Genomic DNA, 11,822 nt, shown 5'->3' with positions numbered 1-11,822 from the left:
AAACTCGGATGCACAATAAATTCCTAGTGAGAACCGCGTAGCGGACTTTGAAAGAGTTTGGCAATGACCTATCATGGAGATCATGCAGGAAATAAGGGTTCCGGTAAGTAGACGATGACTGAACAGGATAATGACGGCACTGATCTGCCAAACACGGGGATCGTAACAAAGACACGGCCCAAGACCAAAAAGCCGTCCATGTACAAAGTGCTGTTGCTGAATGACGACTATACTCCGATGGAGTTCGTCGTTCACGTACTGGAACGGTTTTTTGAAAAGGGACGTGAAGAAGCCACCGAGATCATGCTTCAGGTGCACCGCAAGGGTGTCGGAGTGTGCGGTGTATTCACCTACGAAATCGCAGAGACCAAAGTAAACCAGGTCATGGACCTGGCCCGCCAGAACCAGCATCCGCTGCAGTGTACCTTAGAGAAGGAGTGACATATGCTATCGCGCAATCTTGAGGAAAGCCTGCACCGTGCGCTCGCATATGCGTCGGAGCGCAGGCATGAATATGCCACTCTTGAACATCTTCTGTTATCGCTGACCGAAGATCAGGATGCGCTGGCAGTGCTGAAGGCCTGCCGGGTTGATATTGATCGGCTGCGTTCCGATCTGCTGGAATTCGCCGATAGCGAGCTTTCCGGCCTGATCAGTGCGCGTCTGGTGGACCCCAAACCGACCGCCGGTTTCCAGCGCGTGATCCAGCGTGCTGCGATCCACGTCCAGTCTTCTGGCCGCGAGGAAGTGACCGGTGCCAATGTGCTTGTTGCCCTGTTCTCTGAACGGGAATCGCACGCGGTTTACTATCTGCAACTCCAGGATATGACCCGTCTTGACGCGGTAAACTACATCTCACACGGTATCGCCAAGGCGACCGAGCTTAATGAGCGTCGCATTCCGCGCGGTGCCGATGAAGAGCCGGTTGCAGGCATGTCGCCAGAAAGCGACGAAAGCGGCCCGGCCGAGGGCGAGGCGCTTAAAGCCTATTGTGTGAACCTCAATGTCAAGGCGCAGAGCGGCAAGATCGATCCGCTGATCGGTCGCCAGAACGAGATTGACCGCACCATTCAGGTTCTGTGCCGTCGTACCAAGAACAACCCGCTTTATGTCGGTGATCCAGGCGTTGGTAAAACCGCCATTGCCGAAGGGCTCGCGCGCCGTATCAATGATGGCGATGTGCCAGAGGTTCTTGAAAACGCGACGATCTTTGCCCTTGATATGGGCGCACTTCTGGCAGGAACCCGTTATCGCGGGGACTTCGAAGAACGCCTGAAGGCTGTGGTCAAGGAACTTGAAGAGTACGAAGGTGCTGTACTGTTCATTGATGAAATTCACACCGTGATTGGTGCTGGTGCGACGTCGGGCGGGGCAATGGATGCTTCCAACCTGCTGAAACCGGCACTGGCAAGCGGGTCACTGCGTTGCATCGGCTCAACCACCTACAAGGAATTCCGGGGTCACTTTGAAAAGGACCGCGCCCTTGTGCGTCGTTTCCAGAAAATCGATGTCGAGGAACCGTCAGAAGCCGATACCGTCAAGATCCTCAAGGGGCTCAAGCCCTATTACGAGGAGCACCATCAGGTCAAATACACCAACGAAGCCCTGCGTTCTGCGGTTGAGCTGGCATCGCGTTACATCAGCGACCGCAAGCGGCCCGATAGTGCAATTGATGTGATTGACGAGGTTGGTGCATCGCGCATGCTGGTCGCCCCCAGCAAACGGAAACGTACGGTGAGCAAGCGTGACGTCGAGGAAATCGTCGCCAAGATCGCCCGCATCCCACCAAAATCGGTTTCGACCGATGACCGCAAGGCGCTGGCAAATCTTGAGCGTGACCTGAAAACGGTTGTGTTTGGCCAGGACAAGGCAATCGAAGCAGTTGCCAGTGCGATCAAACTGGCCCGTGCAGGTCTGCGTGAGCCGGAAAAACCGATTGGCAGTTATCTGTTCTCGGGCCCGACCGGCGTTGGTAAGACGGAGGTCACCAAGCAGTTGGCAACGGTCATGGGGATCGAGTTCATCCGCTTTGACATGTCCGAATATATGGAGCGCCACAGCGTATCACGCCTGATTGGTGCGCCTCCGGGCTATGTCGGGTTTGACCAGGGTGGTCTTTTGACCGATGCCGTTGATCAGCATCCGCATGCGGTCGTGCTGCTGGACGAGATCGAGAAGGCTCATCCGGACCTGTTCAATATTCTTCTGCAGGTCATGGATCATGGCAAACTGACCGATAACAACGGCAAGACGGTCGATTTCCGTAATGTCGTGCTGGTCATGACGACCAATGCCGGTGCATCTGACATGGCTAAGCCGCCGATCGGCTTCAAACGTGAAATGCGTGTTGGCGAAGACGAAGAGGCAATCAAGCGCACCTTCTCGCCGGAATTCCGTAACCGTCTGGATGCGGTGATTCCGTTTGCCAACCTGCAGCCGGAAGTCGTCAAGATGGTTGTCGACAAGTTCATCTTGCAGCTTGAAGCACAGCTGGCGGATCGCAATGTTTCGATCGAACTGACCGAAGCAGCGCGGGCCTGGATGGCCGAACGCGGCTACGATGCGGCCTTCGGGGCGCGTCCGTTGGGCCGCGTCATTCAGGAGCACGTCAAAAAACCGCTCGCCGAAGAGTTGCTGTTTGGCAAGCTTTCGAAGGGTGGGGCTGTGCTGGTCGATATCGAAGACGATGCTGTCACCTTCCGTTATCCGGAAGATGAAAATGGCGAGAAACAACAGAAAAAAGATCCGGAAATGGCCGGTTAAAATGGACCTTTTTCGGTTTTCAGGTTGTTGTTAATGATTGGCAGTATAGATTGGTGCCCGGGGATATCGTTCCCCGGGCATAATCATATAAAGAACGCCAGAATATCATGAGCCAGGCTGCACAACGAAAATTTCGGAACGAAGTCGAGGAGTTCCTATCCAGACTTGAGCTGCGTGCGCGAAAGTTGATCGCGCTGGCCAATACGCTTGAAAAGAACGCCGACAAGTCCGACGTCACCGGTTATCGACCGTTTCGTGAGGAAGTCGACAACTTCAAGGCGTTGTCTCTGGTGATTATGGAGCGGATGAACAAGCTCGAATCCCATCCTAAAAAAGAAGAACTGGAAAAACAGTTTCACAAGCTTCAGGTCGTCATGCTCAGGATTGTCATCAAGACGAGCCTGAAATTCTTCTTTGTCATGAGTGCAAAGGAAAACCTGCCGCTTGGTGCGCGCGAAATGTTCCAAAGTGAACTCAGGACCCTTTATGAGGCAGAGCGGATGATCTCCGATCCGCGCTATATCAGTCAGCTCGACGACTCTGCAAAGGACGATCTTGAGATCGCGAAATCCATTCTCGAGGAAATCATCGAGAAGGCGCCAGCGCTTCTGAACTTCAATAGTCGGACGAAGAAGAAACGCGCTAAGTAGGTGTATAAGCTTACTGAAAATTAAGCGGTTCTAATTCTCTCCAGCATATTTTTGCAAAATGCAAACTTATTAATTCGCATTTTGCAATCTTTGCATTTTGAAATGCAAAGATTATCAGGTAACGTATTTCAGTCATGTGGGATGGCGACCGGAATTTCCCGAAAAACCACGGTTTTTTGAGGGGTTTATAAAGTTGGCACGCATCCTGCTTATGACAGCATGGACAGTTGTTCTTTGCAGGGGCGCGTCTCGCGCCTGGAACAACGTAATCTTCTGCAGTTTGCTCGTGTCCCAACCAAACTCAGCGGCGGTTTTTACCGCCGCTTTTTTCTTGCCTGATTTCAGTCGCCCATTTTCCCGCATATCCCAAGGTCGCAGTGTTGTTTCTTTGCGCGCAATCCACATATAGCTTATGTGGAAGCTCCTCTCGTGCGGTTCCACATCGCTATAGATTCTAAAAAAGGTTGTATTTGTTTTTTACCTTTTGTATAAGAATCTATACTAACAGATAGTCTTGATCTGCCATTGGCATAGACTGGGGAGTAAGCGAATGAAATTCAAAAGTGGTGTGGCTTTGGCCGGTATGCTCGCAGCGACAGTTTTTGTTCTGCCACATGCTGCTTTTGCCAAGGCAGAGTTGCCGGGGGACCCCAATGCACTGATCACGGATGAAGTGATTAGAAACATTCGGGAATGGTTGGCAAATCCGGTTGTTGAGCTGTCCATTAGTTCGCAGAACAAGCTGCGCAAGGACATGACACAAGAACAGATTGATGCGGCAGACCTTCAGTGGCGCGCTGAACGCGAAGCAGAAGATCAGCCGTTGGTTGCAGCAATTCTGACCAATCCGCTGTCGAGCTACCTGACACAAGTCCAGGCACGCTCCGGTGGTATGTTTGCCGAGATATTTGTGATGGACGCCGTTGGCCTGAATGTAGGGCAAAGCTCCATCACGTCCGACTTCTGGCAGGGGGATGAAGCGAAGTTTCAGAATACCTATCCGAATGGTCCCGACGCTGTGTTTATCGACGAGGCCGAATATAACGAGGGTTCTGACGCCTGGCTTGCCCAGCTCAACATGACCATGAGCAACGCAGATCGTCAGCCGATCGGGGCCGTGACCGTTGAGGTCAATCTCAATGAACTCGCGCGTCGCAGCGGTCTGTAGGGAGAAATACAATGAAATTCTTTGAGAACCTCTCTATCCCGGCAAAGCTGATGAGCTGCTTTGCTATTATGATCGCGGTAATCTTGATGGTGGCTGGCGCAGGCGTTTTTTCGACCATGCAGGTCAGCAACGCCAACGATCAGCGCGATTATCTCTCGAAATTTGAACGCGACTATCGCGACCTTGATCGCGCCTATCTTGTCGCACGTCAGGAACTTATCTACTTCCTGACGACCGGCGACCGCGCTGGCTTGGCTGGGTATGAAACAGCGCGCGAAGAAATCGACATTCGTACGGATGTGCTCAAGACATATGCTTCAGTCAGCCCAGAGATCGCTGCCCTGATTGAAGAAATGGACGGCGCTATCGACCGTTGGGAAGAAATTGCAGCGGAACAAGCACAACTGATGCGCCACTATCTGACGGTTAACCATGCTCGTGCGATTGAAGCATCGGGTGAGCCGCGTGAACTATCAGACCAGGTCACTACGGTTGCAAGCGAGCTTGCCAAGAATATCGATCAAATGATTCTTGATGTTGAGGCAGAAGTCGCCCAAGCCATGCAGATCTTCCAAGTCACGCTTGGTGTTGGCGTCGTTCTACTTATCATCATGGCCGTGCTGTTTGGTGGTACCTTGTCGCGGATGATTGCGACCCCGATTCGTAAGATGACCGACGCTATGGGTAAACTGGCTGCTGGTAATCTTGACATCGAAACGCTTGACATGAAACGTGCCGATGAAGTGGGCGCCATGGCCAAATCGCTTGAAGTCTTCCGGGAAAACGCACGTGAACGTGCCCGCATGGCCGAACAGGAAAAAGTCGAGGCCCAGCGTCAGGTTGAACGTAGCCAGCGCATGGGAACTCTTACCAAGGGCTTTGACGAAAAAATCCAGGATGTTCTGCATGCGGTGAACGCCGCCCTTGATGATGTCCGTTCCGCATCCGAGACGCTGACGTCACACGCCCAACGCGCCAACCAGGATGCGCAGGACGTGGCCGAACAGGCGCAAGAATCCTCGACCAATATCGAAACCGTGGCATCTGCAACCGCTCAGTTGTCGGCCTCTATCTCCGAGATTTCCTCGCAGATTGCCCGCGTGACCGAAATCACGCAGGAAGCGGTCGGTCAGACAGAACGCACCAACGAGCGTGTTGAAAAACTCAATGAAGCGGCACAAAGCGTTGGCGAGGTGGTCAATCTGATCAGTGATATTGCCGATCAGACCAACCTGTTGGCCTTGAACGCAACCATCGAGTCCGCTCGTGCGGGTGAAGCCGGCAAAGGCTTTGCCGTGGTTGCCGGTGAAGTCAAAAACCTTGCATCCCAGACGGTCAAGGCAACCGAACAGATCACGGCCAAGATTGCCGAGATGCAAAGCGAAACCGGTGCTGCTGCCGAGGCTGTGCGTGGCTTTGCCGACACCATCAACAAGATTGATGAACTGATGTCGGTTGTCGCCAGTGCGGTGGAAGAGCAGGGCGCTGCAACCGAGGAAATCTCGCGCAGTGTCGAAGGTGCTGCGAACGGTAACGTTGCCATCACCAATGCTGTTAAAAGCGTTGCCAGTGCAACCACCGAAAGTGGTGACCTTTCCAGTGGCCAGCTTGACAGTGTCGGGCGATTGGCGGCCGCCAATGACGAACTTCGCAGTCACGTTAACGGCTTCCTCAATGACGTCCGTACTGTCTGACGCCTAAGACATATCAATGCCAAAAGGCGCGGGAATTTCCCGCGCCTTTTTTGTTTGGGGTATCCGGGCTGGGTTACGACCCTGATGGTTCTTTGCGATAGGGGCTGTGTTCGGAAAGGATGTAATCGCGGTCCTGACTGATGTGATTGCGTTCCTGGGTCAAAAATTGCGCGACCGCGCGTTTCAGTCCCGGATCAGCAATCAGATGGGCGGAATGGGTTATTACCGGTTCATAGCCGCGCTGGATTTTATGTTCGCCCTGTGCGCCCGCCTCGACGGTTTTAAGGCCATGCTCAATCGCGATATCAATCGCCTGATAGTAACAGGTTTCGAAATGCAGAAGCGGCGTACGGTCGATCGTACCCCAGTTGCGGCCATAAAGGGTTTCAGACCCGATCAAGTTAAGAGCACCGGCCACCATTTCTCCGTCATTGAACGCACATACAAGAACCGTGCGATCACGCATACGGTCATGCAGCAGATCGAAGAATTCCCGCGTCAGATAAGCCTGGCCCCATTTGCGGTCAGATGTGTCGCGATAGAAATGATAAAACCGGTCCCAATGGTCGGATTTCAAATCATCCCCACGCAGTGCCTTGAAACTGTAACCAGCTTCAAGAACTTGCTTGCGTTCCTTGCGCAGGTTTTTGCGTTTGCGCGAATTCAGTGCGCCCAGAAAATCATCGAAATTCTGATAGTCGCGATTGCGCCAGTGATACTGCATGCCCGTGCGCGCGAGAAAACCTGCCTGTTCCATCAACTGGCTTTCATCGCCGCTGCAAAACGTGACATGCAACGTCGCCATGCCAAGTTTTTCCGGCAGGATCGTCATGCCGCTGATTAAGGCGTTGCGCACGCTGTCGGGATCGGGATGATCCTTGGCGACAAGCAGCCGCGGGCCCGGCACCGGGGAAAATGGCACAGCCGATTGCAGTTTGGGGTAATAGCGTCCACCAGCACGTTCATAGGCCTCTGCCCATGACCAGTCGAAAACATATTCGCCGTAAGAATGGCCTTTTACATAAAGCGGCACAATCCCGATGACATCACCAGTCTCATCCTCTGCCACAAGGTGAAACGGCTGCCAGCCGGTTTCGGCGGTTGTTGATCCGCTGTCTTCCATGGCGGACAGGAAGGCAAAGCTGACAAACGGGTTGTCAAACCCGGCGCACTTGTCCCACTGGGCCTGCCCGATTTGATGAATATCGGTGACGGTTTTGATTTCGACAGCCAAATCTGAATTCCTGCAGATGGTCCCCATGGCGCCCGGTTTAACTCCCGAGGCCTTATTTTTATACGCATTAGCCGGTATATGCGTTCAGAAGATAGGCGCAATGCGCATTTACGCAAGGGAAAGCCTTTGACGGAAGCGCATCTAAGTCCTATTTCATTGTGCCACAGGCCATTTGGAATTGGTCTGAAAACGGCTCGGGGATTTTCCCGTGTCGCCCTCGCGAAGAAAAGGATGGTGCGCCGTGAACAGCAAACTTTCGTTGGAGAAGGACAAGATCAAGGTTGTCCTGCTCGAAGGTATCCATGAAAACGCTGTAAAGATGTTCAAAGAGGCCGGCTACTCAAATGTCGACCATTACCCTGCTGCGCTCGACGCGGACGAACTTAAGTCCGTTGTCTCCGAAGCGCACTTTTTGGGCATTCGTTCCCGTACCAAACTGACCGAAGACGTTATCGAAGCTGCGTCCAAGCTGACCTCGATCGGCTGTTTCTGCATCGGCACAAACCAGGTTGACCTGCAGGCTGCCGCGATGCGCGGTATCCCGGTGTTTAACGCACCGTATTCCAACACCCGTTCGGTTGCCGAACTGGTGCTGGGCCAGATCATCATGTTGCTGCGTGGTATTCCCAAACGTAACGCAGCCGCCCATGAAGGCGACTGGCTGAAAAATGCCCATGGCTCGTACGAGGCACGTGGCAAGACGCTTGGTATCATCGGCTATGGCCATATCGGTTCGCAGCTTTCGGTGCTGGCAGAATCGCTTGGCATGAATGTCATCTATTTTGATGTTATCAATAAGCTTGCCATGGGCAATGCCAATTCCTGTTCGTCGATGGATGAACTGCTTGCCAGATCGGATGTGGTATCGCTGCATGTTCCGGCCAACGAGCAGACCAAGAACATGATCACGGCGACTGAGCTCGCCAAGATGAAAAAGGGCGCACACCTGATCAATGCGGCACGTGGCAATGTCATCGTGATCGAAGATCTGGCCGCTGCCCTTGAAAGCGGTCATTTGGCCGGTGCGGCGATTGACGTGTTCCCGGTCGAGCCGGCAGGCAAGGACGAGCAGTTCGAGAGCCCGCTGCGCGGTATGAGCAACGTCATCCTGACCCCGCATATCGGTGGTTCGACCCAGGAGGCACAGGAAAATATCGGGATCGAGGTCGCTGACAAGCTGATCACCTATTCCGATAACGGCTCGACCCTGGGGGCTGTGAACTTCCCGGAAGTATCGCTTCCGGTCAAGGATCGCACCCATACCCGCTTCATGCACATTCACCGCAACGTTCCGGGCGTGCTGCTTAAGATCAACGATGTGTTTGCCCGTCGCGGCATCAACATCAGCGGCCAGTATCTGCGCTCAGAAGGCGGTGTCGGCTATGTGGTGGTTGAAGTCGACGAGGAAATCAAACCGGGCGAGGGCGTTCGCAAGGAACTCTCGGCAATCGAAGGCACCCTTCGCGTCCGCTTCCTGTTCTGATCTGAACAGATTTTAGAGAACAAAGAAGGGCGGGTGCCAGATGGTGCCCGCCCTTTTTCCGTTTTGTGGTATCTGTGTTGCTTAAAGCTTGCGATACATTACCAGTGCATCGGTTTCGCCCAATGTCGGGTGCATGAAGGCACCGGGCAGGCGCCCGACAATCTCAAACCCAAGCTTTGGCCAAAGATGTACTGCGGCGGCGTTACTGGCGATGACGAAATTGAACTGCATCGCGCGGTATCCAAGATCCTTGGCACGGACCAGCGAATCTTCACACATGCGCCGCGCAATGCCCCGGCCACTTGCCGCAGGGGATGTCATGTAGCCGCAATTACAAACATGCGATCCGCCGCCGCCCTGATTTTGGCGGATGTAATAGGTGCCAACGATCTTGCCGTCTTCCTCGGCAACCAGTGTGACCTTGTCCTTTCCCATCCAGTAGGCGATGACGTCGTCGTCACTTAGATTGCTATCAATGGCGTAGGTATCCCCGGTCCGAAGGATGGGGGCGACAATTTCCAGAATGGCGGGAATGTCGTTGTCGGTGGCGGGGCGAATTTGCATGGGGTGCTCGTCTTGGCGTGAAGGTCAATCGGCTCGGCTGAACTCAGGAGGGCGCGTGTGGCTTACTATCGCCGCCTGTCAGCGTTTCTTCAAGGATTTCGGGATCGACTTCAAACGGAAGGTTGGCGCGCCCCGTCAATGCCTTTGCCAGTTCGTTGCGATAGCGTTCGCGCGGAATTTCCTCGACCCCGAACTGTTTGAGGTGATCATTGACGAACTGCGTATCAAGCAGGCTGTAGCCCCCCTGACGCATCAGCGCGACCAGATGGACGAGGGCGACTTTTGACGCATTGGTCGCGCGTGAAAACATGCTTTCACCAAAGAACGCCTTGCCCAGACTGACACCGTACAAGCCACCAACCAGCTCGCCGTCTTTCCATGCCTCGATCGAATGCGCGCAGCCCATCTTGTGAAGCGCACAATATGCATCAAGGATGTTGCTGTTAATCCAGGTGTCGTCGCGGGTATCGGTGGGCTCCGCACAGGCGCGGATGACCTCGGGAAAGGCCCGGTCGACATGGATCTTATAGGTGCCCTTGCGCACAGCCTTGCGCAGGCTGCGCGGGACATGAAACCCGTCAAGCGGCAAGACGCCGCGCCACTCCGGATCAATCCAGTACAGGGTTGGATCATCATGGCTTTCGGCCATTGGAAACAGGCCGACGGAATAGGCGCGGATCAAAAGATCAGGGGTCAGCTGGTTTGACATGATCGCAGTGATAATTGCTTTGGTCCTGTTTTTCTGGTGGTTGTTTACATATGAGTGACCCGGTCGCATGCGACAAGGTTGTTACCATTTCCAGTTTGAACCGGTCCCTTATAATAGGGAAGCGCGATTAAATTTTTGATTTAAATCTCAAACGAAAAACGGGAACCCGAAGGTTCCCGTTTGAAATCATCTTAGGCGCTGATCACAACGTTTTGTTAATGCCCATGAACTTTTCCAGCCAGTGGATGTCGTAATCCCCTTTCTGGATGTCCGGGTTGGCAAGAAGTGTTTGATGCAACGGAATGGTGGTTTTGATGCCGCCAATCGCGTATTCCGCCAGCGCACGACGCAGACGCATCATGCATTCCTCACGGTCGCGACCATGAACAATCAACTTTGCGATCATGCTGTCATAATAAGGCGGGATCGAATAACCGGTGTAAATACCGCTATCGACACGAACGCCCAGACCGCCAGGTGCATGATATTCCTTGATCTTGCCCGGTGACGGGACAAAGGTCTGCGGGTCTTCGGCGTTGATGCGGCATTCAATGGCGTGACCATGAATTTCAAGGTCTTCCTGCTTGAATGACAGCTCAAGTCCCGCTGCAACCCGGATCTGTTCGCGCACAAGGTCAACACCGGAAATCATTTCGGTGACCGGGTGTTCCACCTGAAGGCGGGTGTTCATTTCGATGAAATAGAACTCGCCATTTTCATAGAGGAACTCGATGGTGCCGGCATTGCGATACCCCATGCCGATCATGGCATTGGCAACCGTGGAACCGATCCGTTCGCGTTCTTCGGGCGTCAGGGTCGGAGACGGGGCTTCTTCAAGCACCTTCTGGTGGCGGCGCTGCAACGAGCAATCGCGTTCAAACAGGTGAACGGCGTTGCCGTGCGTATCCCCGATGACCTGCAATTCGATGTGGCGCGGTTTGCCAAGGTACTTTTCCATGTAAACGGCGGCATTGCCAAAGTTCTGCAATGCTTCCTTACGGGTCATGGAAAATGCTTCGGCAAGATCTTCTTCGCGCTCGACCACTTTCATACCACGACCACCGCCGCCGCCTGATGCCTTGATCAGGACCGGGAAGCCGATCTCTTTGGCGCATTTGCGGGCTTCATCAACGCTGGTGATTTCACCATCAGATCCCGGAACACACGGAATGCCAAGCTTTTCGGCCGTCTGCTTTGCCGTGATCTTGTCACCCATCATGCGGATATGTTCCGGCGTCGGGCCGATAAAGGCAAAGCCGTGCTCTTCGACCATGGAGGCGAAATCAGCGTTTTCCGACAGGAAGCCGTAGCCCGGATGGATGGCCTCGGCCCCGGTGATTTCAGCAGCCGAAAGAATGGCCGGAATATTCAGATAGCTGTCTTTGGATGCTGCCGGGCCGATGCAGACCGATTCGTCGGCCAGACGCACATGCATGGCGTCCGCATCAGCAGTGGAATGCACCGCGACAGTTTTGATGCCCATTTCGCGGCAGGCGCGCTGAATACGAAGCGCGATTTCGCCACGGTTGGCAATCAGGATTTTGTCGAACATGCGGT

At 53.8% G+C, this 11,822-nt stretch carries 10 protein-coding genes; 6 read left to right on the top strand and 4 right to left on the bottom strand.

Translation table 11 applies throughout. The annotated features are described in order from the left end of the window. Positions 1-114: 114 nt before the first annotated feature. The 5 genes from clpS to WBY09_RS13210 all read left to right on the top strand — a co-directional run bounded on the left by clpS (position 115) and on the right by WBY09_RS13210 (position 6,275). A complete protein-coding gene (clpS, locus tag WBY09_RS13230; protein ID WP_008890601.1) occupies positions 115-441 on the top strand; it encodes an ATP-dependent Clp protease adapter ClpS in 327 nt (108 codons plus the stop codon). A gap of 3 nt (positions 442-444) precedes the next feature. After that, the gene (gene clpA, locus WBY09_RS13225; protein WP_008890602.1) at positions 445-2,763 is read left to right on the top strand and encodes an ATP-dependent Clp protease ATP-binding subunit ClpA; all 2,319 of its coding nucleotides are present in this window, start codon (positions 445-447) and stop codon (positions 2,761-2,763) included. A 107-nt stretch (positions 2,764-2,870) separates the two neighbouring features. Continuing rightward, a complete protein-coding gene (locus WBY09_RS13220; RefSeq protein WP_008890603.1) occupies positions 2,871-3,413 on the top strand; it encodes a hypothetical protein in 543 nt (180 codons plus the stop codon). 550 nt (positions 3,414-3,963) lie between these two features. After that, positions 3,964-4,581 (top strand): hypothetical protein, encoded by a 618-nt coding sequence (locus tag WBY09_RS13215; protein WP_064781557.1) that lies wholly within the window; start codon positions 3,964-3,966, stop codon positions 4,579-4,581. 11 nt (positions 4,582-4,592) lie between these two features. Beyond that, positions 4,593-6,275, top strand: coding sequence for a methyl-accepting chemotaxis protein (locus WBY09_RS13210; RefSeq protein WP_336232956.1), 1,683 nt, complete (start codon positions 4,593-4,595; stop codon positions 6,273-6,275). Positions 6,276-6,348: 73 nt separating this feature from the next. Here the strand turns inward: WBY09_RS13210 and WBY09_RS13205 are convergent, their stop codons facing one another. Continuing rightward, positions 6,349-7,509 carry a GNAT family N-acetyltransferase gene (locus WBY09_RS13205; protein ID WP_252724095.1) on the bottom strand — a complete coding sequence of 387 codons (1,161 nt, stop codon included), beginning with the start codon at positions 7,507-7,509 and terminating at the stop codon, positions 6,349-6,351. A gap of 241 nt (positions 7,510-7,750) precedes the next feature. On the opposite strand from WBY09_RS13205, the gene serA reads away from it, so the two are divergent. After that, on the top strand, positions 7,751-8,992 hold the full coding sequence (gene serA / locus WBY09_RS13200; protein ID WP_063088315.1) for a phosphoglycerate dehydrogenase: 1,242 nt from the start codon (positions 7,751-7,753) through the stop codon (positions 8,990-8,992). Between the two features lie 81 nt (positions 8,993-9,073). Here serA and WBY09_RS13195 read toward each other — a convergent pair whose 3' ends face one another. The 3 genes from WBY09_RS13195 to accC form a co-directional block, all read right to left on the bottom strand. Then, entirely contained in the window at positions 9,074-9,556 is a 483-nt protein-coding gene (locus tag WBY09_RS13195; RefSeq protein WP_286792284.1) for a GNAT family N-acetyltransferase, read from the bottom strand. A gap of 43 nt (positions 9,557-9,599) precedes the next feature. Next, a complete protein-coding gene (gene aat / locus WBY09_RS13190; RefSeq protein ID WP_008890610.1) occupies positions 9,600-10,265 on the bottom strand; it encodes a leucyl/phenylalanyl-tRNA--protein transferase in 666 nt (221 codons plus the stop codon). 202 nt (positions 10,266-10,467) lie between these two features. Beyond that, on the bottom strand, positions 10,468-11,817 hold the full coding sequence (gene accC / locus WBY09_RS13185; protein WP_197147226.1) for an acetyl-CoA carboxylase biotin carboxylase subunit: 1,350 nt from the start codon (positions 11,815-11,817) through the stop codon (positions 10,468-10,470). Positions 11,818-11,822: the final 5 nt, after the last annotated feature.

The organism is Thalassospira sp. CH_XMU1458 (assembly GCF_037027205.1).
In the GTDB taxonomy this organism is placed as follows: Bacteria; Pseudomonadota; Alphaproteobacteria; order Rhodospirillales; family Thalassospiraceae; genus Thalassospira; species Thalassospira tepidiphila.
The sequence above is the reverse complement of the archived record's forward strand: the minus strand, read 5'-3'. Positions and strand labels throughout refer to the sequence as shown.

What these genes read in the sequence shown, in the direction of transcription:
- clpS (WP_008890601.1), top strand. Translation starts at nt 115, where the DNA reads ATGACTGAACAGGATAATGACGGCACTGATCTGCCAAACACGGGGATC.
- clpA (WP_008890602.1), top strand. Translation starts at nt 445, where the DNA reads ATGCTATCGCGCAATCTTGAGGAAAGCCTGCACCGTGCGCTCGCATAT.
- WBY09_RS13220 (WP_008890603.1), top strand. Translation starts at nt 2,871, where the DNA reads ATGAGCCAGGCTGCACAACGAAAATTTCGGAACGAAGTCGAGGAGTTC.
- WBY09_RS13215 (WP_064781557.1), top strand. Translation starts at nt 3,964, where the DNA reads ATGAAATTCAAAAGTGGTGTGGCTTTGGCCGGTATGCTCGCAGCGACA.
- WBY09_RS13210 (WP_336232956.1), top strand. Translation starts at nt 4,593, where the DNA reads ATGAAATTCTTTGAGAACCTCTCTATCCCGGCAAAGCTGATGAGCTGC.
- WBY09_RS13195 (WP_286792284.1), bottom strand. Translation starts at nt 9,556, where the DNA reads ATGCAAATTCGCCCCGCCACCGACAACGACATTCCCGCCATTCTGGAA.
- aat (WP_008890610.1), bottom strand. Translation starts at nt 10,265, where the DNA reads ATGTCAAACCAGCTGACCCCTGATCTTTTGATCCGCGCCTATTCCGTC.
- accC (WP_197147226.1), bottom strand. Translation starts at nt 11,817, where the DNA reads ATGTTCGACAAAATCCTGATTGCCAACCGTGGCGAAATCGCGCTTCGT.